This is a genomic window from Micromonospora salmantinae (assembly GCF_022230905.1).
Lineage (GTDB): Bacteria > Actinomycetota > Actinomycetes > Mycobacteriales > Micromonosporaceae > Micromonospora > Micromonospora salmantinae.
Map to the genome: position 1 here is coordinate 481,728 of NZ_JAKKFG010000023.1, position 25,688 is coordinate 507,415.

A 25,688-nucleotide genomic window follows, 5' to 3' on the forward strand; every position below is an offset into this window, starting at 1 on the left:
AACGGCTGTCTAGACTCGGCGGTACGTCGGGGGACGCCGTGGCGGTGAGGGGGCGAGGGCGGATGGACGGGGTCGATGTGGCGGGCCGGGTGGACGGGCGTACCGCCCGCGCCGAGCGGACCCGCGCGGCCATCGTCGAGGCGCACCTCGCGCTCATCTCCGAGGGTGACCTCCGCCCCACCGGGGAACGCATCGCCGAGCGGGCCGGCATCTCGCTGCGCACCCTCTGGACCAACTTCAAGGACATGGAGACGCTCTTCGAGGCCAGCGGCGCGGAGGTGCTCCGCCAGCAGGACGCCGCCCACCGGCCGATCTCACCGGGGCTGCCGTTGGCGAAGCGGGTCGACGCGTACTGCCGGCAGCGGGCTCGACTGCTCCAGCTCATCGCACCGTCGGCGCGGGCCGCCCAGATGCGTGAGCCGGTCTCCGAACAGCTGCACCGCAACCGTCTCAAGCACATCGAACGGGTCCGCGACGAGGTCGAGGAGCTCTTCGCCGTCGAGCTGGCCGAGGCCGGGGCGGGGCGGGAGCAGTTGCTCAACGCCCTGGTGGCGGCGAGCACCTGGCAGGCCTGGTCGATGCTGCGCTACGGGCTCGAGTTGGGCGTGGACCAGGCCCGCGCGGTGATGGCCCGGACCGTGGGCGCCCTGCTGGCCGAGGTCGCGCCCGACTGATTCCGGCCCGGCCCGATATTGCCCCCTCTTTCCATTCGGTTTCCGATGGGTAACACTGGCAGGCATGGTTACTGCATCAAGAGTGCAACTAACCGTGCTGCGTGGCCGGGACGACGAGTGCCGGGCTGTCCGGAGCCTGCTCGACGGCATGACCAACGCCGGCGGTGCCCTGCTGTTGCGCGGAGAGCCCGGATCGGGCCGGACGACGCTGGTCGGCTACGCCCATCGGCACGCCGAGGGTGGCTGCACAGTGCTCGCCGGCAGCGGGCTCGCCGAGGAGGCCGCCCTGCCGTACGCCGGCCTGCAACGTCTGGTCGACCCGGTGCTCGACCGGGCCGCCGCCCTGCCCGGCGAGCAGCGCCAGTTGCTGCGGCGCGCGCTGGCCGGGAAGAGTTGCCCGGCCAGCGCGCGCCTGACCCTGTCGATGGCGGTGCTCGGGCTGCTCGCGGCCGCCGCCCGGGACCGGCCGTTGCTCGCCACCATGGACGACATCGACCGAGGTGACCCACAGACCGCGCAGGTGCTGGCGTTCGTGGCCCGCCGACTGCGGCACCTGCCGCTCGCCGTCCTGCTCACCGCGGACGTCACCGCCAACCTCGACGGGATACCGGCACACCGACTGCGCGCGCTGAGCGAGCACGAGAGCCGCACCGTCCTCACCGATCGACTCGGCCGGCTGACCGGGCGCGAGGGCGTCGACCGGCTCCCCGACCGGCCCGCCGCGTCGGCCCTGACCGCGTTGGCCACGATCGGCGGCGGCAACCCGCAGGCCCTGGTGGACCTCGCCGACGTGCTCACCGCAGGGCAGTGGCGCGGCGAGGAGTCGCTGCCCGCCGCGCCACCGGCGGACGGAGCGCTGGGTCGCGCGTACCGCGCCCGGCTGGACCGGCTGCCACCGGAGACCCGACGGGTGCTGCTGCTCGCCGCGCTCGACGAGGACGGCGAGCCGGGCACCCTGATCCGGGCCGCGGCGGCCGCCGGCGCCGAGGTCGAGGCGCTCGCCCCGGCGGAGGTCGCCGGCCTGGTCCGCGTCGAGCAACGCGGCGTCACCTTTCCGCAGCCGCTGGTGCGCACGATGATCGCGGCCAGCGCGCCGCTCGCGGAGCGCCGCGCGGCGCACCGACTGCTCGCCGAGGTGCTGGTCGCGGACGGGCAGCGGCTGCGCCGGGCGATGCACCTCGCCGCCGCGACGGCGGGTGCCGATCCGGTCCTCGCCGGCGAGCTGGAACAGGCGGCGGCCGGCGGATCCGACGGCTGGGCCGCCGCCTCGGTGGCCCTGCGGTGGGCCGCCGAACTGAGCGACCAGCCGACGCTCACCGCTGCCCGGCTGCTGACCGCCGCCCGGTACGCCTGGGCCGGGGGGCAACCCGACGAGGCGCGGCTGCTGCTCGACCGCCTCCGCGCGGTCTGCGTCGACCCGGTCGTTCGAGGCCGCGCCGACCTGCTCCGCGGTGAGCTGGAGCTTCGCTGCGGCACCGCGTCGAGTGCGTCGGCCACGCTGTTGGCCTCCGCCGCGGCGGTGGACGATACCGACCGCGCCCTGGCGTTGACCGGGCTGGTGCGGGCCGGCGAGGCGGTCTGCTTCACCGGCGACCAGTACCGGTACGCCGAGGTCGGCCGGCGGGCACTGCCGTTGCGGCGCCCAGACGACCCGCCGGCCCTGGAGGTCATGGGCTGTCTGATCGCCGGGGTGGCGGCGACCCTGCGGGGCGACCATGAGCGAGCCGGGCCGGCGCTGCGCCGCGCCGTGGTGCTGGGCGGCCGGCTGACCGGTTGGGCGTTGACCCCCACCGCGCTGAGCTGTGCCGCGGCGGCCGGACTGCTGGTGGCCGTTGACGGCGCGGCCCACCGGCTCGCCGAGCGCGCCGTCGAGCTGGCCCGGGAACGAGGCGAGTTGTCCATGCTGTCGCGGGCGTTGGAGCTGCGGGCGGTCGCCGAGTACTGGCTGGGCCGACACGAGGCGGCGGCGGAGACCTCCCGCGACGGGCTGCGTGTCGCCCGGGCCACCGGCCAGGTCAACTGCGCCAACGTCCACCTGGGCATGCTCGCCGTCCTCGCCGCGATCCGGGCCGACCGGGACACCAGCCTGCGGCGGGTCCGCGAGATCGGCGAGTCACCGACGCCCGGCAGCCGCCCGCACGCCCTCGCCGCGTGGGCCCTGGCGGTGCTCGACCTGGTCGACGGCCGGCACGCCGAGGCCGCGGACCGGTTGGCGTCGCTGGCTCGGCTCGGCACGGGTCGAGGCCAGGTCCTCGTGCAGGTGATGGCCACCCCGTACCTGGTGGAGGCGGCGGCGCACCTGGCGCACCGACCGGCGGCGACCGCCGCGCTCGCGGCGTTCGACAGGTGGGCCAGCAGCACCGCGAGCCCGCTGCGCCGGGCCCTGTCCGCGCGGTGCCACGCGCTGCTCGCCCCTCGGGGCGGTGCCGAGGCGGAACGGGACTTCCAGGCGGCGCTGCGCCTGCACCCGACGGAGGCCGGCACGTTCGAGCGGGCCCGCACCGAACTGCTCTTCGGCCAGGAGTTGCGCCGCAGTCGACGCCCGCGCGACGCGCGGACGCACCTGCACCAGGCCCGCGAGATGTTCAGCCTGCTCGGGGTGGAGCGCTGGGCCGAGCAGGCCACCACGGAGCTGCGGGCGGCCGGTGAGTCGATCGGTCCGCCGGACCTGCCCGCGGCGCGGTTGCTGACCGGCCAGCAACTGCGGATCGCCGAGCTGGTCGCCGAGGGCGCCACCAACCGGGAGATCGCCGCCCGGATGTTCCTCTCCACCCGTACTGTCGACCACCACCTGCGCAACGTGTTCCACCGGCTGGGCATCCGGTCGCGTACCGAGTTGGCTCGCGCGTTCACCGCCGAGCGGCACGTCGGTCTGGCTTCCGACCGGTGACCGTCCGGTCTGGACGGGTTAAACTATCACCGCTAGTTTGAGCGTCATGGACCTCACCCTCTCCGCCGAGCAGGCGGCGGTCCGCCAGCTGGCCGCCGAGTTCGCCGACCGCGAGCTGCTGCCGCACGCGGCCGCCTGGGATCGCCGCGAATCGGTCGGCCCCACCATCGTCGGAATGCTCGGTGACCTGGGCTTCCTGGGGCTGACCATCGCCGAGACCGACGGCGGTTCCGGCGGCGACCACCTCGCGTACTGCCTGGTCCTTGAGGAACTGGGCCGGGGCGACTCGGCGGTGCGCGGCATCGTCTCGGTCTCCCTCGGCCTGGTGGCGAAGTCGATCGCCGCGCACGGGAGCGCCGAACAGCGCGCCGAGTGGCTACCGAGGCTCTGCGCCGGCAGCGCACTCGGCTGCTTCGCGCTGACCGAGCCGGACAGCGGCTCAGACGCGGCCGCACTGCGCACCCGTGCGGTCCGCGACGGCACCGACTGGCTGCTCACCGGCACGAAGACGTTCATCACCAACGGCACCACCGCCGACGTCGCGCTGGTCTTCGCCCGCACCGGCGGGCCCGGGCACCGAGGAATCACCGCGTTCCTGGTGCCCACCGACAGACCGGGGCTGACCCGGCGGGAGATCCACGGCAAGCTTGGCCTGCGCGGTCAGGCCACCGGCGAGCTGGGCTTCGACGAGGTGCGGGTGCCCGACGCGGCCCGCCTCGGGGCCGAGGGCGCCGGATTCCGGCTGGCCCTGGCCACCCTCGCCAAGGGTCGGATGTCGGTGGCCGCCGGGTGCGTCGGCATCGCCCAGGGCTGCCTCGACGCGGCGGTCGGTTACGCCGGGCAGCGCACCCAGTTCGGCAAGCCGATCGCCGGGCACCAGCTCGTCCAACAACTGCTCGCCGCCATCGCGGTCGACACCGCCGCCGCCCGGCTGCTGGTGTGGCAGGTGGCCGACCTGATCGACCGTGACCAGCCGTTCGCCACCGAGGCGTCGACGGCCAAGCTGTTCGCCAGCGAGGCCGCCGTCCGCGCGGCCAACAACGCGGTCCAGGTCTTCGGTGGGTACGGCTACATCGACGAGTATCCGGTCGGCAAGTACCTGCGCGATGCCCGGGTGGCCACCCTCTACGAGGGCACCAGTCAGATTCAGCAACTCCTCATCGGCCGCGCGCTCACCGGCGTCAACGCCTTCTAGCTGTAGGGAGATCCGGCATGAGAGTGTTCACCTCGTTCGAGGAGTTGGCCGCCGCGACCGGCGAGAGCCTCGGGCCCGGTCCGTGGCAGCGCATCGAGCAGAGCCGCGTCGACCTCTTCGCCGACGCCACCGACGACCACCAGTGGATCCATCTCGACCCGGTCCGAGCCGCGGCGGGGCCGTTCGGCGGGACGATCGCCCACGGGTACCTCACCCTGTCACTGTTGCCGGCTCTGGCGGGTGGGCTCTACCGGGTCGAGGGGGTGGCGATGGGCGTCAACTACGGGCTGAACCGGGTGCGCTTCCCCGCGCCGCTGCGGGTCGGCGCCGCCGTACGCGCCACCGCCACCATCGCCGACGTGTCGCCGGTAAGCGACGGTGTGCAGCTGGTCGTGACGGTCACCGTGGAGAGCGACAGCGGCGGCAAGCCCGTCTGCGTGGCCGAGACCGTGAGCCGGCTCTACCGCGCCGTGGAGCGGTGACCTCCCGCGGGCTGACGGGGCGGCGACGGGACCTGTCGCCGCCCCGTCACCGCACGCCCTAGCAGGCGACGCGGAGGGAGTTGGTCCTGTTCCTTGCCGACTTGGCACCGGCGGCGACCGCGAGGGTCGCGAATCGATGACGCACCGAACGTTGGGTTCCCGAGGCGAACTGCCGAAACGGGCCACGTTCAGCCGCGATAGCGAAATCCTAATCGAATAAGAATCCCCCTTGTCTATCCGGGATTGCGTGACGCCCCCCGTACCCAGGACGGCCATCGGTGCTGTGGGTAACAGCGCCGGTGCCGTTTCTGGCGTGCATCACACACCCCCTCCCGGCCCTCCTCCGTGTCGTCGATCGCGTTGGGTCGTCGAACGTGGCCGCACGCCTAGGCGCGCGGTGGCTGCTACCCGACACTCGCCGATCGGCGTCCACGGAACTAGATATAGTCGCCAATGGATTGTTTGCCAATCATGTCGCCAGGCTGACAAACAACTCTGTGACGGGGGACATCGTGGGAAGACCTGAGCGGCCGCTCGATCCGGAGGCAGGCGAGCTGGAGCGGTTCGCGCTCGACCTACGCCAGCTGCGGACGAAGGCGGGTTCGCCGACCTACCGTCAACTGGCCAGACGCGCGCACTTCTCGGTGACCACACTGGCGAAGGCGGCCAGCGGCGAGACCGTGCCGAGCCTTCAGGTGACACTGGCGTACGTGGCCGCCTGTGGCGGTGACCCGGCCGAATGGACCGAACGGTGGCACAGCCTGATCGCAAGCGTGACGTCCGCCGGGGCGGTGGGGGGCAGCCGCGGGCCGTACTGGGGAATGGCGGCGTTTCAGCCGGAGGACTCAGAATGGTTCTTCGGACGCGAGCGCCTGGTGGCTCAGCTCTGTGAAATGCTCACCAGTCTCCGGTTCGTCGCGGTTTTCGCCCCGTCTGGTGCCGGCAAGTCATCCCTGCTCCGAGCGGGTCTGATAGCGGCCATGGTCGAGAATCCCGTCAAGGGTCAGCCGATCTGGGCCACTGTGCTGATGACGCCGGGCGAACATCCAATGGAAGAACTCGCGTTCCAGCTCGTCAATGAACAGGACCTGGATCGTGACACGGTCCAGCGTCACCTGGCCGATGACCCGGCCAGCATTCGCGGGACGATCGAGCAGATTCTTGATGCCCGTCCATCGGGAGCGAACATGCTCATCGTGGTGGACCAGTTCGAGGAGCTCTTCACGCTCTGTCGCGACGAGGGGGAGCGGTCGGGGTTCATTGCCGCGCTGCTCGCCGCGGCGGAGGTCCCCAGGGTCCGCGTGGTGCTGGGAGTGCGAGCTGACTTCTACGGTCGGTGTGCCGCCTACCCGGCCCTGGTGGCCGCTCTCCATGAGCACCAGCTGCTGATCGGCCCGATGGACGATAAGGATCTGCGTCGGACGATCACCGGCCCCGCCGAGCGGGCCGGGTTGCTGGTGGAACCGGCGTTGGTGGAGATGGCAGTGGCAGACGTCGGCGGTCAGACGAGTGCGCTGCCGCTGCTGTCCCATGCGCTGTTGGAGACGTCGCGCCTGCGGCAGGGCAAGCGGATCACACTGGCCCACTACCGCGAGTCGGGCGGCGTGAATGGCGCCATCACCCGTACCGCCGAGGGGGTGTACGCGCAGTTCGATGAGGGGCAGCGAGGGCTGGCACGGGACATCTTCCTGCGCCTGACCGCCCTCGGTGACGGCACCGAGGACACCCGACGCCGGGCACCCCTGGCCGAGTTGGTGGGCGGGGCAGACCCCTTGGCCGCGGCCGAGGTGCTGGGCAGGTTGACGGCCGCGCGGCTGGTGACGGCGGACGAGAAGGGCGTCATGGTGGCCCATGAGGCCCTGATCCAGGAGTGGCCCCGGCTGCGTCGCTGGCTGACCGAGGATCGGGATCTGCTGCGCTCCCACCGCAGGCTGACGGAGGCTGCCGCCGAGTGGGACCGGCACGACCGCGTGGACGGATTCCTGTATCGGGGGGTCCAGTTGGCGCTCTGGGCGACGCACCAGGTGATGGACCTCAGTGACCTGGAACGGGACTTCCTGGAGACCAGCCGTGCACGAGAGAGCCGCCGTCGGGCAGCCCGACGGCGGCGGACCAGCGTGGCGTTGACCGGGCTCGCGGCAATCGTTGTCGTGGTGAGCGTCCTCGCGGCGGTGGCACTGGTGCAAGCGAACCGGGCGGCCGCCGAACGAGATCTCGCTGTTTCCCGGCAGCTGACGGTCGAGGCCAACAACCAACTGCAGATCGATCCGCAGCAGGCGCAGCGCCTCGCCCGACGCGCTCTGACCACCCGCCCGACCGTCGGTGCGGAGATGGTGCTTCGCCAGGCCGCCGTCGATGACCGACTGCAGGCGATCGTGCCGATGAGCAGCAAGAAGGCATTGGGCGTGGCGTTCAGTCCGGACGGGAGGCGGGTGGCGGCCACCGGGGCGGACGGCGAGGTGCGGCTGTGGACCTGGGCCGGGCACGGCGTCTCTGGGCCAGGTCTGGCTCTCACCGGCGGACCCGAGGGACAGGTCTGGAGCCCGATGTTCAGCCCGGACGGGAAGCGACTGGTCACCGCCGGCTCGGACGGCACCGTCCGGATCTGGGAGGTCGATGGAACCGCTGGGCCCCTCGTCCTACGCGGGCACGAGGGCCCGGTCTGGGGAGTGGCCTTCAGCCCCGACGGACGGACGGTCGCCAGTGCTGGCGAGGACACCACAGTTCGGATCTGGGATGCCCGTGGCGGCGGCCGACCGGTGGTGCTGCGTGGGCACACGAAGGTCGCTGTCGGTGTGGCCTTCAGCCCCGACGGGCGCCGGTTGGCCAGCAGCAGCCACGACGCGACGGTACGGCTCTGGGACCTGGCCGCACGATCCACCAGGACGATCCTCACCGGGCCACGAGAGGCCACCAGGACGATGGTGTTCAGCCAGGACGGCACCCGCCTGGCCTGCTCCAGCACCGACGGTACGGCCTGGGTGTGGCCGCTGACCGGGTCGGCGGCCCCGGTGGTGCTGCGTGGACACGAGGGCACTGTGGAAGGGCTCGCGCTGAGCCCGGACGAGCAGTGGGTCGCGACCACCAGTGACGATCTGACCGTACGGATCTGGAACGCCAACGGCGCTGGTGACCCGTTGGTGCTGCGCGGCCACACCAACCGGGTCTGGGCGTTGGCGTTCAGCCCGGATGGATCCCGGCTGGTGAGCGCGGCCGATGATGGCACGCTACGGATCTGGGACCCGGGCAGCGATCGTCTGATCCTGCGGGGCCACGAGAAGGCCACCTGGGCCGCCGCGTTCACCCCGGACGGGCAGCGGGTGGTCAGTGGCGGCGAGGACGGCACGGTGCGAGTCTGGAACCTGGCCACACCAGCCGAGCCTCGGGTGCTCGGCCGCCACGACGGCGACGTCTACGGTCTCACTGTGAGTCCGGACGGGACGAGTGTGGCCACCGGCGGACGCGACGGCAGCGTACGAGTCTGGGACCTCGCCGGCAGACACGATCCTGTGGTGCTTCGCGGGCACGAGAAGCAGGCGTGGATCGCCGACTTCAGCCCTGACGGCCGTCGCCTGGCCAGCGTCAGCAACGACGGGAGCCTGCGAATCTGGGACCTCACCGGCCAGAGTGCCCCGGTGGTCCATCGAGGCGCCGACGAGATCCGGTACGCCGCCTTCAGTCCGGACGGCAGGAGGGTCGCCACAGCTGGCGCGGAGGGCACCCTACGGATCTGGGACGCCCTCGGCACTGCCGAACCACTGCTGCTTCCCGGTCACGAGGGACTGGTATGGGCCGTGGCCTTCAGCCCGGACGGACAACGGGTCGTCAGTGCCGGCTTCGACGGCACCGTGCAGATCCACTCCGTCACGAGCGGCATCGCGCCAATGGTGTTGCGAGGGCACGAGGGTCCCGTCTGGCACGTGTCGTTCAGCCCGGATGGGCAGTGGGTGATCAGTTCTGGAAAGGACGGCACCGCCCGGCTGTGGCGCGCTTCGGAGGCCGCGCAGTCCGTGACCTTCGGGGGGTTCGGCGCCTCAGTGGAAACCGTCGACTTCAGCCCGGACGGCGAGCGGCTCGTCTCGACGCATGACGACGGCACCGTACGCGTCTGGCCCTGCCGCGCGTGTGCCCCGGTCCAGAGCCTGCTGGAGCCGTGACCAGGAAGGGGTGGGCCGTTCAGGCTCGCGCTGTGGGGAGCACCGAGCGCAGCCAACGCAGCTGACGCCGGACGTGCACGGCCTCCCCGCCCTCATGGCCGTTGAACGGGTAGACGTGCATCTCCCGCTCGGGCGGGACCGGCCTCCGGTTCGCGGCGCCGTAGTGGTTGTAGGCGGCGAAGGCGGTTCGCGGCGGGCAGACGGTGTCGCGCGCGCCGACCCCGAAGTGCGCCGGAGCCGTCGCCCGACGCGCGAAGCTCACGCCGTCGACATAGGACAATGTGCGCCACACCGCCTCCTCGGCCTCCCGGTGCACCGCCAGGTACCGGGCGATCTCGCCGTACGGCGCGAGGTCGGTGAGCGCGACGGCCCGGCGCATGTCGCAAAGGAACGGGGCGGTGGTCAGCACCGCGCTGAGATCCTCGACGAGACCCGCCACCGCCAGGGCGACGCCGCCGCCCTGGCTGTTGCCGACCACCGTGACCCGGTCACCCTCGACCCCCGGCAGCGCGCGGACCGCCTCGACCGCCCGCACCGCGTCGGTGATCAGGCGGCGGTAGTGGTAGTTGCGCGGATCGAGGATCCCCCAGGTGACCGGCCAGGGACCGCCGGGCGCGCCGTGCGGGTCGGGGGTGTCCCCGGCGCCGTGCTGCCCCGCCTGGCCCCTGTTGTCCATCAGCAGGTGCGCGTACCCGGCCGCCGCCCAGGTCGGCCGTTCATGGGGCAGGCCGCGCCCGCGACCGTAGCCGGCGTACTCGACCACGGCCGGCAGCGGCTCTCGAACTCCGGCCGGGCGGGTGTACCAGGCGCGGACCGGGTCAGCACCGAAGCCGGCGAACGTGACGTCCCAGGAGTCGAGCAGCCGCAGGTCGGTGGGTTCGGGGCGGACGTCGACGAGCACCGGTACGGCGGACGCCTCGGCGAGCGTGTCCCGCCAGAACTCGTCGAAGTCGTCGGGTTCGGTGACCTCGGGTGCGTATCGCTGGAGGTCGTCGAAGGTGGAGGCGGAGTGGGGCACGGGTCCTCGCAGGGGCCGGGTCAGTGCGGGTGGGCGGGGGGCGCGGTGCTCTCCCGGACGACCAGCTCGGTCACCAGGTCGATCCGGCTGGTCGCCGGCTCGTTCCCCCTGGTCAGGTCGAGCAACATCTGGGTGGCGATGCCGGCCATGTCGCGCAACGGCTGGTTGATCGTGGTGAGCGCCGGGTCGGTCCAGGCCGAGACCGGCAGGTTGTCGTACCCGATCACCGAGAGGTCCTCGGGCACTCGCAGGCCGCACTGACGGGCGGCCCGGAGCACCCCCATGGCCTGGATGTCCGACCCGGCGAAGATCGCCGTGGGTCGGTCCGGCCGCTGGAGCAGTTGCAGCCCGTGGGCGTGCCCCGCTCCAGCGGAGAAACTGCCGTAGCGGATCAGCTCGCGGTCGACCACTATCTCGGCTTCGTCGTGGGCCGACTGGAAGCCGGCGGCGCGGGCGCGGCTGCACAACACGTCGGGTGGCCCGGAGATGATGGCGATCCGTCGGTGCCCCAGCTCCAGCAGGTGTCGGGCGGCGAGCAGGCCGCCGTTCCAGTTGTTCGACCCGACGGTCGGCACGGAGGCCGAGGTGGCACTGTCGGTGTCGACGACGACGAACGGTATGCCCTGCCGGCGCAGGTGCTGCTGTTGGGCCTCGGCCAGGTGGGAGAGGACGAACACCACGCCCAGGGGGCGGTCGGCCAGTAACGCCTCCAGCCATCGCGCCGGCGGGCGGTGCGCGCCGTCGAGCTGGGCGATCGACAGCCCGATGCCGGCCGCGGAGGTCACCGCCTCGACGCCGCGCAGGATCTCCATCGCCCAACCAGTGTCGAACTCGTGGAACACGAGGTCCACCCGGCCGCCGCTGGTGGCGTGTCGGCGGGCGCGGCGCTGGTACTGGTGGCGGTCGAGGCTCGCTTCCACCCGGGCCCTGGTGCCGGGGGCGACGTCGCCGCGCCCGTTGAGGACCTTGGACACGGTCGCGACCGAGACGCCGACATCGTTGGCGATGGTCGCGATGGTGGTGGAGGCGGGTGGGTCGAGCGGGCGGTGCTCTGTCATCGCGGCCTCATACAACATCCGAAAGTTTCGGGCGACCTTAACATGATGAGACATTCACGCCAGTGGGTGTCGTGCTCGGGCTGCGCATTTGCGGGACAATGCGCGGCTCGTCCGCGACGGAGCGCCGATCGTGGGGTCACCGTGTGCAGGAAACACCCCCTGGTAGTCCGATTGAGGCTCTTGACAGGCATCGATGCGGCACTTAGGTTGCCGAAAAGGTTACGCAGGTTTCCGGAAAGTTTCGGATCGTGAGAAACGTCCGCCACGGAGCTGGTTCACGAGGGCACGGGGATGTGGCCGGAGCTAAGGGGTCATGGCATGAGAAGTCAGTCGCTCGAGGACGGCGGCGCCGCGCCGTGGCGTGATCAGCGGCTGTCGCCGACCGAGCGCGCCGAGGCGCTCCTGCCACTGATGTCCCTCGAAGAGAAGATCGCCCAGCTCGTCGGGGTCTGGGTCGGCGCCGACGCCAGCGGCGAGGGCGTCGCACCGCACCAGTCGGACATGATCAGCGAGCTGCCGCCGTGGAGGACTGTCATCCGGTACGGGCTGGGCCAGCTGACCCGCCCGTTCGGCACCGCCCCGGTCGACCCGGTGTTCGGCGCCCGGTCGCTGGCGGCCTCGCAGGCGCAGATCGTGGCCGCCAGCCGGTTCGGCATTCCGGCGCAGGTGCACGAGGAGTGCCTCACCGGGTTCGCGGCGTGGCGGGCCACCGTCTACCCGACCCCGCTCAGCTGGGGCGCGTCCTTCGACCCCGAACTGGTCGAGGCGATGGCCGATCGGATCGGGCGGTCGATGCGCGCCGCCGGTGTGCACCAGGGCCTCGCCCCGGTGCTGGACGTCACCCGGGACTACCGCTGGGGCCGCACCGAGGAGACGATCGGCGAGGACCCCTACCTGGTCGGGACGACAGGCGCCGCCTACGTGCGGGGCCTGGAGCGGGCCGGCGTGGTGGCCACGCTGAAACACTTCGCCGGCTACTCCGCCTCCCGGGGCGGACGCAACCTCGCGCCGGTGCCGATGGGCCACCGCGAGCTGGCCGACGTCATCCTGCCGCCGTTCGAGATGGCGCTGCGCCTCGGCGGTGCCCGCTCGGTGATGAACTCCTACGCCGAGATCGACGGCCTGCCCGTCGCAGCCGACCGTGGGCTGCTGACCGGGTTGTTGCGTGACGAGTGGGGCTTCACCGGCACAGTGGTGGCCGACTACTTCGCCGTACGGTTTCTCCAGACCCTGCACGGAGTCGCCGGGGATGCCGCGGACGCGGCCCAGCTCGCCCTGCGGGCCGGAATCGACGTCGAGCTGCCCACAGTGGACGCCTTCGGCGAACCGCTGGTGGAGGCGGCTCGCCGCGGCGACGTCGACGAGGCGCTGATCGACTGCGCGCTGCGTCGGGTGCTGATCCAGAAGATCGAGCTCGGTCTGCTCGACGAGGGCTGGCAGGAACTGCCCGACGACGTGGCGTCCCTGCGCTTCGACGACGAGGCCAGCCAGGACATCGCCCTTCGCCTGGCCCGGGAGTCGGTCGTCCTGCTGCGCAACACCGGCGTTCTCCCGCTGCCCGTGGGGAGCCGGGTCGCCCTGGTCGGCCCGGTCGCCGACGACCCGATGGCCATGCTCGGCTGCTATTCGTTCCCCAACCACGTGGGCGTCAACCACAGCGACTTCGGCCTCGGCCTGGACATCCCCACCCTGCGCGACGAGTTCGCCCGCCGCGTCCCGCTGCTCACCCACGAGTTGGGCTGCGCCATCACCGGCGAGGACACCTCGGGTATCCCGGCCGCCGTCGCCGCGGCCGCCGCCGCCGACGTGTGCGTGCTGGCCGTCGGCGACCGGGCGGGAATGTTCGGCCGGGGCACCTCCGGTGAGGGCTGCGACGCCGTCGACCTTCGACTACCGGGCGTGCAGAGCGACCTCGTCCGCGCCGTGCTCGCCACCGGCACCCCGGTCGTCCTGGTCTTGATGACCGGTCGCCCCTACGCGCTCGGCCCGGAGTTCGACGACGCGGCGGCCGTGGTGCAGGCGTTCTTCCTCGGCCAGCTCGGTGGGCAGGCCCTCGCCGAGGTGCTCACCGGCGCGGTCGAGCCCTCCGGGCGGTTGCCGGTCAGCGTTCCCCGCGATGCCGGCGGGCTGCCGAGCACCTACCTGGCGCCGCCGCTCGGCCGGCGCAACAAGGTCTCCTCGATCGACCCGACCCCGGCCTACCCGTTCGGCCACGGGCTGAGCTACACCACCTTCGAGTGGTCCGACGCGACGGTGGTCGAACCGCGCGAGGATCCGACTGCCTGGCCGGTCGACGGCGAGGTGCGGGTGCGGATCACCGTCGCCAACACCGGTGAGCGGGCCGGCACCGAGGTCGTGCAGCTCTACCTGCACGACCCGGTCGCGCAGACCACCCGTCCGGTGGTCCGGCTGATCGGCTACACCCGGTTGCCGTTGGCGCCCGGCGAGGTGGCACACGTGACGTTCGGCGTACCGGCCGACGTGGCGTCGTTCACCGGGCTGACCGGCCAACGGATCGTCGAGCCCGGCGACGTCGAGCTGCGCTTCGGCCGATCGAGCGGCGACGTGGTGGCGGCCCTGCCGCTGCGACTGGTCGGCACCGAGCGCCAGGTCGGTTTCGAGCGGGAACTGCTCAGCTCGGTGCGGGTCGAGCCACTCGTGGCCGTTCCACAGTCGGCATAGGAGGCCACGGATGACATCCACCCTGCGGCCACCGCCGCCGGCGCCGCCGAGTTCTCCCCAGCAGGCGCAGAGCCCTGCCCCGCGCTCGCCACGACGCCGTCGCAGTTGGCGGCAGGCACTGCGCCGGGACTGGCAGCTCTACTCCCTTGCCGTCCTGCCGCTGCTGTTCTTCCTGGTCTTCCGGTACCTGCCGATGATCGGCAACATCATCGCGTTCCGCCGGTTCAAGCCGGGCGGCAGCATCTTCGGTGAGTACTGGGTCGGGCTGCGCTACTTCCGGATGTTCCTCAGCGACCCGACGTTCTGGGAGGTGTTCACCAACACCCTGGTGCTGGGGACGCTGACCCTGCTGTTCTGTTTCCCGCTGCCGATCGTGCTGGCGCTGCTGCTCAACGAGGTCCGGGCCCGCCGCTTCAAGCGGTTCGTCCAGTCCGTGTCCTACCTGCCGCACTTCCTGTCGATCGTGATCGTGGCGGCGATGGTCATGCAGCTGACCTCGATCGAGGGCACTGCCAACCAGATCGTCAGCCTCTTCGGTGGCGACCCGGTGGCGTTCCTGCAGAAACCGGAGTGGTTCCGCACCATCTACGTCTCGTCCGAGGTCTGGCAGACCGTCGGGTGGGGCACGATCCTCTACCTCGCCGCCCTCACCACCATCGACGAGGACCTGTACGAGGCCGCCCGGATCGACGGCGCCGGCCGGCTGCGGCAGACCTGGCACGTCACGTTGCCCGGCATCCGTCCGACGATGGTGACCCTGCTGATCCTCAACATCGGCAGCTTCCTGGCGGTCGGGTTCGAGAAGATCCTGCTGCTCTACAACCCGTTGACGTATCCGACAGCCGACGTGGTCTCCACCTATCTGTTCCGGATGGGCTTCCAGTCGAGCAACTTCAGCTACGCGGCCGCCATCGGTCTCTTCGAGGCGGTGATCGGGCTGATCCTCGTCCTGTCGGCGAACGTCATCTCCCGTCGCACGGTGGGGACGAGCCTGTGGTGACCCTCGGTACGAAGATCGACGCCCCGACGACGCGCGGGCCGGTGGACAGTCGGGGTTACCGGATCTTCCGGGTGGTCAACACTGTCGTCCTGCTCGGCGTCGTGGTCGTGACGCTGTACCCGTTCCTCAACATCGTGGCCCGCTCGCTCAGCGAAGAGGCCTACATCATCGCCGGCAAGGTGACAATCGTTCCGCGTGGGTTCGACCTGACCGCCTACAAGCTGCTGATGTCCGACGCGATGTTCTGGACGAACTACCGCAACACTGTGGTGTACACGGTGGTCGCCACACTCATCTCGATCGTGCTGACCACGTGTTACGCGTACGTGCTGTCGAAGCCGCAGCTCAAGGGGCGTCCGTTCCTCATCGGTGTCGCGCTGTTCACCATGTTCTTCTCCGGTGGCCTGATTCCCAACTACGTGCTGGTCACCAGCCTGGGCATGAAGAACACCATCTGGGCCGTGGTGATCCCCAACGCCATCAGCGTGTTCAACCTGCTGGTGATGAAGGCGTTCTTCGAGAGTCTGCCGAGCGAGTTGGAGGAGGCCGCGGCGGTCGACGGGCTGAACACGTACGGCATCCTGCTGCGGATCGTGCTGCCGCTGTCGAAGGCGATCATCGCGACGATGGTGCTCTTCTACGCGGTCTCCTTCTGGAACTCGTGGTTCACCGCGTTCCTCTACATCGACCGGCAGGATCTGCTGCCGGTCACCGTGTACCTCCGCAACCTCATCGCGGGCGCCACGAGCGCCGAGTCGGCCGCTGCCGACGCCGACAAGGTCCAGGCCGCGGCCACCCTCCAGGCCGTGACGATCGTGCTCACCACCCTGCCGATCCTGGCGATCTACCCCTTCGTCCAGCGGTACTTCGTCCGCGGCGTGATGCTCGGCGCGGTCAAGGGATGACGCCGGCGCCACACCGCTTCCCCAACGCAACCCCCCCACCACCGAAAGGACGAGCCATGCTCCACAAGACGTGGCGCCGCGTGGCACTAGCCACCGCGGGTCTGCTTGCGCTCTCCCTTGCCACCGCCTGTTCCGAGGACCCCGGCGAGTCGACTGACCTCTCCGGGAACCGGGTCGGCGCGATGGCCAACTACGGCGTCGGTGACCAGTTCAAGGCCACCGAGGCGCTCTCGTTCTCCACCCTCTACAACAACCACACGTTCTACCCGCTCAAGGAAGACTGGCTGTTCTGGTCGGAGCTCACCAAGCGGACCAATGTCAAGATCGATCCGGTGGCCGTGCCGCTGAGCGACTACGAGCAGAAGCGCAGCCTGCTGATCGGCGCCGGGGACGCCCCGCTGATCATCCCGAAGACGTACCACCCGCAGGAGAACGCGTTCGTGTCCTCCGGGGCGATCCTCCCGGTGAGCGACTACCTGGACCTGATGCCCAACCTCAAGGACAAGATCGCCAAGTGGAACCTCAAGCCGGAGATCGACAACCTGCGACAGTCCGACGGTAAGTTCTACCTGCTCCCCGGCGTCCACGAGAAGCCCACGCAGGACTACACGGTCCTGGTGCGCACCGACATCATGCAGGAGCTCAACCTGGCCGTCCCGAAGACCTGGGACGAGCTGTACACCGTGCTCAAGGCGATGAAGGCGAAGTACCCGAACGTCTACCCGTACTCCGACCTCTTCAGCAAGCCCAACCCGACCGGTGCCCTGCTGAACATCCTCGGCTCGGCCCACGGCACCCAGGCGGGCTGGGACTACCAGCACGCCACCTGGGACCCGGCGGCGAAGAAGTTCAACTACACCGGCGCGTCCGAGCAGTACAAGCAGATGCTCACCTACCTGCACAAGCTCGTCGCCGAGGGCCTGCTCGACCCGGAGAGCTTCACCCAGACCGACGACCAGGCACGCCAGAAGCTCGCCAACGGCAAGTCCTTCGTGGTCACCGGCAACGCGCAGACCCTGGTCAACAACCACCGGCCCGACCTGGCCAAGACCCTGCCGAACGCCAAGATGGCCAAGATTCCGCTGCCCATCGGCCCGGCCGGCGAGATCAACCCGTTCCCGCGGTTGGAGAACGGCATCATGATCTCCACGAAGGCCCGGGAGAGCAAGAACTTCGTGGCCATGATGCAGTTCATCGACTGGCTCTGGTATTCCGACGCCGGCATGGAGTTCGCCAAGTGGGGTGTCGAGGGCACCACCTTCACCAAGGACGCCTCGGGTAAGCGCTCGGTCACGCCCGACGTCGACTTCCTCGGGGTCAACCCGAAGGGCACCAAGCACCTGCAGAAGGAGTTCGGCTTCCAGAACGGCGTCTTCTCCTACGGTGGCACCCCCGACCTGGTCCGTGGGTTCTTCTCGCCGGAGGAACTGGAATTCCAGAAGGTGATGGACGCCCGCAAGCCGAGGCTGGTGCCCCCGCCCGCTCCGTTGAGCGACGAGGAGCGCGAGCAGGTGTCGCTCTGGGAGACCCCGCTGAAGGACTTCGTCACCCAGAACACGCTGAAGTTCGCCCTGGGTCAGCGTCCGCTCAGCGAGTGGGACGCGTACGTGGCCGAGCTGAAGGCCAAGAACTCCGACCAGTACATCGACCTGGTCAACAAGGCGTACGAGCGGTTCCAGAAGAACAACGGCTGATCAGCGGGAGTCCGGTCGGGCGGCCTCTCGCGGCCCGGCCGGACCCCCGGCGACCAGGGATCAGCTGAGTCGACCGGAGGGAGCGACAGTGAGTGGCGCGACTCAGACCCGGCGACAGTTCGGCGACGGACCACTGTCGCGGATCACCTCGCGCGTCTACATCCTGCTCGTGGTCGAGCTGCTCCTGCTGCTCACCACGTTGCCCGCCCTGCTCCCGCTGCTGGTACTGGGCCGCGATCCGAGCAACCTCCCGCTGGCCGCGCTCCTCCTGGTACCGGTCGGCCCGGCGATCTCCGCCACCCTGTACGCCCTGCGCCACCAGCGAACCGACCTGACCGACCTGCGTCCGGCCACCCTGTTCTGGCGTGGCTACCGGGCCAACGTGCTCGGCGTGCTGCGCGTCTGGGTGCCGACGCTGCTGTGGCTGACAGTGCTCGCCGTGAACCTCGCCTACTCCGGCGCGGTCGGACTGTCGAGCTGGTGGGCGGTGCCGCTGGTGCTGATCGGAGTGGGCGTGACGCTCTGCGCGGCCAACGCCCTGGTGATCACCTCGCTGTTCGACTTCCGCACCCGCGACGTGCTCCGGCTGGCCGTGCACTTCCTCGTGCGTACCCCCGGTGTTCCCGTCGGCAACGCCCTGCTGCTGGCCGCGGCGGCCGGGATCACCACGGTCTTCTCCGAGGCGGTGCTGATGCTGCTCGCGTCGATCGCGGTCCTGGCGTACCTGCGCATCAGCGACCCGATGATCCATCTGATCCGGAAGGAGTTCACCTCGTGAGCCTGCCCCTCAGCGCCAAGGTGCCCTTCGGGGGCGACTACAACCCGGAACAGTGGCCCGAGGACGTGTGGAAGCAGGACTACCGTCTCTTCGACACCGCACGGATCGACCTGCTCACCCTCGGGGTGTTCGACTGGGCGCTCACCCAGCCCGCCGAGGACACGTACGACTTCGCGCTGCTGGACAGGATCGTCGAGCGGGCCAGTGCCGAGGGACGCGGGATCTGCCTGGCCACCGGCACCGGCGCCCACCCACCTTGGTTGGCCAGGGCGTACCCCGAAGTGACCCGGACCGACTTCGAGGGCCGCAAGCACCGCTTCGGCCAGCGACACAACTCCTGCCCCAGCTCGCCGGTCTTCCGTCGGCTCTCGACGGAGCTGGCCCGCCGGGTCGCCCGCCGCTACGCCGACACCCCGGCGGTGCTCGCCTGGCATGTCGGCAACGAGTACGGCGGCGCCTGCTACTGCGCGCTGTGCGCGGCCGGCTTCCGGAGCTGGCTGCGCCACCGCTACGGCACCCTCGACGAGCTGAACGATGCCTGGTACACCACCTTCTGGTCGCACACCTTCAGCGACTGGGACGAGATCGAGCCGCCGTCGGCGCTGACCGAGCACTGGCGCGGCCCGGACCACACCGCGTTCCCGGGCATCACACTGGACTACCTGCGGTTCACCTCCGACGCGATGCTGACCAACTTCCGCGACGAGAAGGCCGCCATCCGGGAGTCCAGCCCGACGCTGCCGGTGACCACGAACTTCATGGGCATGTACCGGCCGATTGACTACCACCGCTGGGCCCCCCATCTGGACTTCGTCTCCTGGGACAACTACCCGCCCGACGACGAGTCGGCGGCCTGGATGGCGCTGACCCACGACCTGATGCGCGGGCTCAAGGACGGCCAGCCGTTCTGGCTGATGGAACAGACGCCGAGCTTCACCGCGTGCCGCGACGTCAACCCGTTGAAGCGCCCCGGTCTGATGCGGCTGTGGAGTTGGCAGGCAGTGGCGCACGGCGCTGACGCGGTGCTCTTCTTCCAGCTGCGTGCCTCCCGTGGTGCCAGCGAGAAGTACCACGGTGCGGTCATCGGGCACGCCGGTCGCTCCGACACCCGGGTGTTCCGGGAGGTCGCCGATTTGGGCGCCGAGCTGGAACGGCTCGGCCCGGCGTCGCTGGGCGCGCGGACCCCGGCCCGGGTGGCGCTGCTGTTCGACTGGGACAGCTGGTGGGCGTTGGAGCTGTCCGACGGCCCGTCCCGGCTGGTGCGCTACCAACAGGTCGTGCTCGCGTACCACAGGGCGCTCTGGGACGCCGGTGTGGACCTGGACGTCGTCGCGGTGACCGCCGACCTGTCCCGTTACGACGTGGTCGTGGCCCCGGCCCTGCACCTGCTCAAGGGCGACCTGCCGCAGCGGCTGGAGGCGGTGGCGACGCGCGGCGGGTCGGTGCTGACCACCTACCTGTCCGGCCGGGTGGACGAGAACGACCAGGCGTTCCTGATGGACGTGCCGGGCCCGCTCGGGCAACTCATGGGCGTCCGGGTCGATGAGTGGGACGCCCGCGGCCCGGAGGTGGTCAACCCGGTCCGCCTCGGCGACGGTGTGGATCAGCTCGACGTCGACGCGCGGCTGCTGTTCGAGCTGGTGATTCCGCAGGGCGCGCAGGTCGTCGGCACCTACCAGGCCGACTTCTACGCGGGCACCCCGGCGGTGACCCGCAACTCCTTCGGTGCCGGCGACGGCTGGTACGTGGCCGCCGGGCTGGACCAGGCCGGGGTGTCCTGGGTGGTGCGGCAGGTGCTCGCCCGGCACGACCTGCTCGGGCCCTACCCGGACGTGGCAGACCTGGAATCCGCCGTGCGGGTCGCGGCGGACGGGTCGCGGCTGCTGTTTCTGCTCAACCACCGCGCCGAGCCGGTCGAGGTGACCGCCCGGACCGGCGGCGTCGACCTGCTCACCGGCGACCGTGCGGCGGCCGGCGGTGCCCTGCGGCTGCCGGCGTACGGGGTTGTCGTGCTGAAGGAGGACCGGTGAACGCCGAAGAGTCGGTGGAGTTGGAGCAGCTGATGTTCGTCGAGGAGCCGATGGACGCTGACGAGCCACGCGTCCACCCGGCCTGGCTGCCCCCGGAGGCGTTCCGGTCGCTCGGCGCGCGCCGCGTCCTGCTGCACGGCGAGGGGTTGCTCGTCGACACCGTCCTCAACGAGGTCTCACGCGCCTGCGCCCGTTACGGCGGACGGGTGTGGCACTCCCCGTCCTGGGACGTCGACGTCGATCTGGTGCTCGCCCTGCGCGACGCCGCTGAGCTGCCCAACCCGGCCGTGGAGGCGGCGCGCGTCGCCGGCGAGGCGGCGCTGGTCGAGCTGGACGACGGCGCGACACTCGGCGACGAGGGTTTCGTGTTGGCGCGGGCCGGCGACGTGACGGCGGTGCTGGCCGACGCTCCCGCCGGCCTGCTGTACGGGCTCTTCCACGTGGTCCGGCTCTGCGCGGCGGCCTTCGACCCGGTCCGACCGCCGGAGCGGCACCGGCCGGCGCTGCGCCGACGAATGCTGAACCACTGGGACAACGTGGCCGTGCACCCGGTGATGGGCCAGGTCGAACGGGGGTACGCGGGCGGCTCGATCTTCTGGCAGGACGGCCGTCCGCGCGGCGACCTGGCCCGGGTGCGGGAGTATGGCCGGCTGCTGGCCTCCTGCGGGGTCAACGCGATCTCGGTGAACAACGTCAACGTGGCCCGTACCGAGGCGCTGCTACTCACCGAACGGCTCGGTGACGTGGCCGAGATCGCCGACGCGTTGCGCCCGTACGGCATCCGGGTGCACCTGTCGGTCAGCTTCGCCGCGCCGGTGGTCCTCGGTGGCCTGCCGACCGCCGACCCCCTGGACGAGGCGGTGCGGGTCTGGTGGGCCGCTACCACCCGGCGGGTCTACGACCGGATCCCGGACTTCGGCGGCTACCTGGTGAAGGCCGACTCGGAGGGGCAACCCGGCCCGTTCACGTACGGCCGCGACCACTCCGACGGGGCGAACCTGCTGGCCGAGGCCCTCGCTCCGCACGGGGGAGTGGTGCACTGGAGGGCGTTCGTCTACAACCACCACCAGGACTGGCGGGACCGGTCCACCGACCGGGCTCGGGCCGCGTACGACCACTTCGCCCCGCTCGACGGGCGGTTCCGCACCAACGTGGTCGTCCAGGTGAAGTTCGGCCCGGTGGACTTCCAGACGCGCGAGCCGGTCTCACCGGTGCTCGCCGCGATGCCGGCGACCCGGCTGGCGGTGGAGTTGCAGGTCACCCAGGAGTACACGGGCCAACAGCGGCATGTCTGCCACCTCGGCCCGTGGTGGAGTGAGGTGCTCGGCTTCGCCCCCTGGGGGCCGGGCGGACGGACGATCGCCGACGTGGTCACGGGGGAGTCGGCGGTGGGCGGCGGGATGGTCGCCGTCGCCAATGTCGGCGACGACCTCTTCTGGACCGGGCATCCGTTGGCACAGGCCAACCTGTACACGTTCGGTCGGCTGGCCTGGGACCCTCGGCGGGACCCGACGGCGATCCTCGACGAGTGGATCACGCTGACCTTTCCGCCGTCGGCGACCGCCGACGCGGAGCTGGTGCGGCGAACACTGCACGAGATCATGGACGATTCGTGGCGCACGTACGAGCGCTACACCGCCCCGCTGGGCGTCGGCTTCATGGTCAACCCCGGCGACCACTACGGTCCCGGCGTCGACGGGTACGAGTACACGCGGTGGGGCACCTACCACTTCGCCGACCGCGACGGCGTCGGCGTGGACCGCAGCCGCGCGTCGGGTACCGGCTTCACCGGCCAGTATCCGCCGTACTGGGCGGACGTGTACGAGTCACTTGAGACCTGCCCCGACGAGCTGTTGCTGTTCTTCCACCACGTGCCGTACGGGCACGTGCTGCGCGGCGGCTCGACAGTCATCCAGCACATCTACGACACCCACTTCACGGGGGTCGAGGAGGTGACGGCGATGCGGCGGAAGTGGCAGACGTTGACCGGCATGATCGACCCGAGCGTGTACGAGCGGGTCGCCGAACGCCTCGACGAGCAGGTGCGCTGCGCCACCGAGTGGCGCGACCAGATCAACACGTACTTCTTCCGCAAGTCCGGGGTGCCGGACGAGCGAGGGCGGGACATCTACTGAGCGGTGGTGATGCGCGGCCCGGCCAATCGGTCGGGCCGCCCTCGTGCCGCGCGCCCCAGCCGGCCTGGCAGGTCCCGAAAACGTGCCGATAAATTGTCGTCAGCCGCCGACGCCGACGATGCCCGTCGATGCCCATTGTTGCGCAGGTGACCGCTGGAACCGTTGCGGCGAAAGGTTTCCGGAAGTCTTGACAATCGAGTGTGCTCGATCGAAGCTGACATGGTCACGCGAGCCGCGGTCAAGGTCGGGCGAAGGGCAGTCCTCGACTCAAGTCCCCTTCCACGCGCCTTTTTCGCAAGGGATCGCGACGATGACACTGAAGACGAGAATGCTTGGCGTCGTCATGGCGGCCGTGACGCTGGCCGCCGCCGCGTTGACGTTCGCCACTCCCGCGTCGGCGGCGACGCTCACGCAGGTGACCAACTTCGGCACCAACCCGACCAACCTGCAAATGCACCTGTACGTCCCGGACCGGGTGGCGACCCGACCGGCGATCCTCCTGGCCATGCACTACTGCACCGGGACGGGCCCCGCGTTCCACTCGGGCACCCAGTACGCCTCCCTCGCCGACCGGTACGGGTTCATCGTGATCTACCCGTCGGCAACCCGCAGCAGCAAGTGTTGGGACGTCTACTCACCGCAGGCGTTACGCCGTGGCGGCGGCAGCGACCCGGTCGGGCTCATGTCGATGGTCGACCACGTGCGGCAGCGCTACTCCGCCGACCCCGCGCGGATCTTCGCCACCGGCACCTCTTCCGGCGCGATGATGACCAACGTCATGCTGGGCGTCTACCCGGACGTGTTCGCGGCGGGCGCCTCGTTCGCCGGGGTGCCGTTCGCCTGCTTCGCCACCGGCGGCACCTCGGAGTGGAACAGCCAGTGCGCCAACGGGCAACTCGTCCGGACCGCGCAGCAGTGGGGTGACCTGGTCCGGGAGGCGTACCCCGGCTACACCGGCCAGCGACCCCGGATGCAGATCTGGCACGGCACCAACGACGAGACGCTGCGCTACCCGAACTTCGGCGAGCAGGTCAAGCAGTGGACCAACGTGCACGGTCTGAGTCAGACCCCGACGTACACCGACTCCCCGCAGTCCGGCTACACCCGCACCCGGTACGGCAGCAGCGGCCCGATGGCACCGGTCGAGGCGATCAGCATGCAGGGTGTCACGCACAACCTGCCGGTCGACGCCGCGCAGGTGATCCGCTTCTTCGGGCTGGACGGCACCGCGCCGCCGACCACCCCGCCCCCGACGACTCCGCCGCCGACCACTCCGCCCCCGACCACTCCGCCCCCGACCACGCCGCCGCCGACCGAGGGCGCCTGCCGGGTCGGCTACACGGTCAACGCCTGGAACAGCGGCCTCACCGCGAGCGTGGCCATCACCAACACCGGTGCCACCACCGTGAACGGCTGGGCGCTGAGCTTCACGTTGCCCACCGGGCAGCGCATCACCAGCGGCTGGAACGCCCAGTACGCCCCGGCGAGCGGTGCGGTTACCGCCCGCAACGTCTCCTACAACAACACCATCGCCCCGAACGCGTCGGTCGAGATCGGCTTCCAGGCCACGCACGAGGGTGGCGCCGGCAAGCCCACCTCGTTCGCCCTCAACGGTGCCGCCTGTTCGGTGTCCTGATTTCCCTTCCCACCCCACCACCCCCAGAAGGAGTCACACGATGAGAAGTACGAGATGGAAGGCGGCGTCCAGAGCCGCCATCGCGCTGGCCGGCGCGGGTGCCCTCGCCGCCGGCATGGCGCTGTTCGTGACGGCACCCGCCTCCGCCGGGACGACGCTCGGCGCGTCCGCCGCCGAGAAGGGTCGGTACTTTGGCACGGCGGTCGCCGGGTTCAAGCTCTCCGACAGTGCGTACACGACGATCTTGAACCGTGAGTTCAACTCGGTGACGGCCGAGAACGAAATGAAGATGAACGCCACCGAGCCGCAGCAGAATCAGTTCAGCTACGGGGCGGCGGACCAGATCGTCAACCACGCGCGCAGCCGCGGGATGAGCGTGCGCGGTCACACACTGGCGTGGCACTCGCAGCAGCCCGGCTGGATGGAGAGCATGAGCGGCAGCGCGCTGCGGCAGGCGATGCTCAACCACGTCACGCAGGTGGCCACCCACTTCCGCGGTCGGGTCGTCGCGTGGGACGTGGTGAACGAGGCGTTCGCCGACGGCAGTTCCGGAGGCCGTCGCGACTCCAACCTCCAGCGCACCGGCAACGACTGGATCGAGGCGGCGTTCCGGGCGGCGCGTGCCGCCGATCCGGGCGCGAAGCTCTGCTACAACGACTACAACACCGACAACTGGACGCACGCCAAGACCCAGGGCGTCTACAACATGGTGCGCGACTTCAAGGCCCGTGGCGTGCCGATCGACTGCGTGGGCTTCCAGTCGCACTTCAACAACGACTCCCCGTACGTGAGCAACTACCGCACCACCCTGTCGAGCTTCGCGGCGCTCGGTGTGGACGTGCAGATCACCGAGTTGGACATCCAGGGCGCGTCGGCGAACACCTACCGCAGCGTCGTCGAGGACTGCCTGGCCGTGGCCCGCTGCAACGGCATCACCGTGTGGGGCATCCGGGACAGTGACTCGTGGCGGGCTTCGCAGACCCCGCTGCTGTTCAACAACAACGGCTCGAAGAAGCCAGCGTACGACGCGGTTCTCGCCGCGCTGAACAACGGCACCACGCCCACGGACCCGCCGACGGACCCGCCCACGGACCCGCCCACCGATCCGCCGACCGACCCGCCCACGACTCCGCCTCCGGGCCGGGGTGGTTCCACGGCGACGGTGTCGACTAACCAGTGGCCGGGTGGCTTCGTGGCGACTGTTCGAGTGACGGCAGGCCCGCCTGCCCTCGGCTGCTCGCCGGTGTCGACCCCGCCCCCGACCGGCCCGTCCGCCACCAAACCGTGGAGCCACACGCTCGCACGTACCGCCCTCCCAGCCACCTAGCGTACCATTGCTGACCACGCCACTAGC

General features: G+C 70.5%; 16 protein-coding genes. 14 read left to right on the top strand and 2 right to left on the bottom strand.

Annotated features, from left to right (window positions below; translation table 11 throughout):
* Window positions 1-62: 62 nt before the first annotated feature.
* The 5 genes from PSH03_RS20505 to PSH03_RS32930 all read left to right on the top strand — a co-directional run bounded on the left by PSH03_RS20505 (window position 63) and on the right by PSH03_RS32930 (window position 9,398).
* Window positions 63-674 (top strand): TetR/AcrR family transcriptional regulator, encoded by a 612-nt coding sequence (locus PSH03_RS20505; RefSeq protein ID WP_238690106.1) that lies wholly within the window; start codon window positions 63-65, stop codon window positions 672-674.
* Window positions 675-738: 64 nt separating this feature from the next.
* Window positions 739-3,564 carry an AAA family ATPase gene (locus PSH03_RS20510; protein WP_238690107.1) on the top strand — a complete coding sequence of 942 codons (2,826 nt, stop codon included), beginning with the start codon at window positions 739-741 and terminating at the stop codon, window positions 3,562-3,564.
* A gap of 46 nt (window positions 3,565-3,610) precedes the next feature.
* Complete coding sequence (locus PSH03_RS20515; RefSeq protein ID WP_238690108.1) at window positions 3,611-4,759, top strand: acyl-CoA dehydrogenase family protein; 1,149 nt, start codon at window positions 3,611-3,613, stop codon at window positions 4,757-4,759.
* 17 nt (window positions 4,760-4,776) lie between these two features.
* Window positions 4,777-5,241, top strand: coding sequence for a MaoC family dehydratase (locus tag PSH03_RS20520; RefSeq protein ID WP_238690109.1), 465 nt, complete (start codon window positions 4,777-4,779; stop codon window positions 5,239-5,241).
* A gap of 512 nt (window positions 5,242-5,753) precedes the next feature.
* The gene (locus PSH03_RS32930) at window positions 5,754-9,398 is read left to right on the top strand and encodes an nSTAND1 domain-containing NTPase (RefSeq protein ID WP_238690110.1); all 3,645 of its coding nucleotides are present in this window, start codon (window positions 5,754-5,756) and stop codon (window positions 9,396-9,398) included.
* Between the two features lie 19 nt (window positions 9,399-9,417).
* Here PSH03_RS32930 and PSH03_RS20530 read toward each other — a convergent pair whose 3' ends face one another.
* Complete coding sequence (locus PSH03_RS20530; RefSeq protein WP_238690111.1) at window positions 9,418-10,416, bottom strand: acetylxylan esterase; 999 nt, start codon at window positions 10,414-10,416, stop codon at window positions 9,418-9,420.
* Between the two features lie 20 nt (window positions 10,417-10,436).
* Complete coding sequence (locus tag PSH03_RS20535) at window positions 10,437-11,474, bottom strand: LacI family DNA-binding transcriptional regulator (protein WP_238690112.1); 1,038 nt, start codon at window positions 11,472-11,474, stop codon at window positions 10,437-10,439.
* Window positions 11,475-11,792: 318 nt separating this feature from the next.
* Between PSH03_RS20535 and PSH03_RS20540 the strand changes: the two genes are divergently transcribed.
* The 9 genes from PSH03_RS20540 to PSH03_RS20580 all read left to right on the top strand — a co-directional run bounded on the left by PSH03_RS20540 (window position 11,793) and on the right by PSH03_RS20580 (window position 25,661).
* The gene (locus PSH03_RS20540; RefSeq protein ID WP_238690113.1) at window positions 11,793-14,156 is read left to right on the top strand and encodes a beta-xylosidase/alpha-l-arabinosidase; all 2,364 of its coding nucleotides are present in this window, start codon (window positions 11,793-11,795) and stop codon (window positions 14,154-14,156) included.
* Window positions 14,157-14,166: 10 nt separating this feature from the next.
* On the top strand, window positions 14,167-15,156 hold the full coding sequence (locus PSH03_RS20545) for an ABC transporter permease (protein ID WP_210786522.1): 990 nt from the start codon (window positions 14,167-14,169) through the stop codon (window positions 15,154-15,156).
* On the top strand, window positions 15,153-16,061 hold the full coding sequence (locus tag PSH03_RS20550) for a carbohydrate ABC transporter permease (protein WP_238690114.1): 909 nt from the start codon (window positions 15,153-15,155) through the stop codon (window positions 16,059-16,061). Before PSH03_RS20545 ends, PSH03_RS20550 begins: the two co-directional genes overlap by 4 nt.
* 56 nt (window positions 16,062-16,117) lie before the next feature.
* Window positions 16,118-17,755 carry an ABC transporter substrate-binding protein gene (locus PSH03_RS20555; RefSeq protein ID WP_238690115.1) on the top strand — a complete coding sequence of 546 codons (1,638 nt, stop codon included), beginning with the start codon at window positions 16,118-16,120 and terminating at the stop codon, window positions 17,753-17,755.
* An 88-nt stretch (window positions 17,756-17,843) separates the two neighbouring features.
* Entirely contained in the window at window positions 17,844-18,533 is a 690-nt protein-coding gene (locus PSH03_RS20560; RefSeq protein WP_238690116.1) for a DUF624 domain-containing protein, read from the top strand.
* Window positions 18,530-20,563: a beta-galactosidase gene (locus PSH03_RS20565; protein ID WP_210786514.1), complete on the top strand. Its 2,034-nt coding sequence runs from the start codon at window positions 18,530-18,532 to the stop codon at window positions 20,561-20,563. The genes PSH03_RS20560 and PSH03_RS20565 overlap by 4 nt, the downstream gene beginning before the upstream one ends.
* Window positions 20,560-22,698: an alpha-glucuronidase gene (locus PSH03_RS20570; RefSeq protein ID WP_238690117.1), complete on the top strand. Its 2,139-nt coding sequence runs from the start codon at window positions 20,560-20,562 to the stop codon at window positions 22,696-22,698. Before PSH03_RS20565 ends, PSH03_RS20570 begins: the two co-directional genes overlap by 4 nt.
* Window positions 22,699-23,008: 310 nt before the next feature.
* On the top strand, window positions 23,009-24,334 hold the full coding sequence (locus tag PSH03_RS20575; RefSeq protein WP_238690118.1) for an extracellular catalytic domain type 1 short-chain-length polyhydroxyalkanoate depolymerase: 1,326 nt from the start codon (window positions 23,009-23,011) through the stop codon (window positions 24,332-24,334).
* Window positions 24,335-24,374: 40 nt separating this feature from the next.
* Window positions 24,375-25,661, top strand: a complete 1,287-nt coding sequence (locus tag PSH03_RS20580) for a glycoside hydrolase family 10 protein (RefSeq protein ID WP_372494820.1) — start codon at window positions 24,375-24,377, stop codon at window positions 25,659-25,661.
* Window positions 25,662-25,688: the final 27 nt, after the last annotated feature.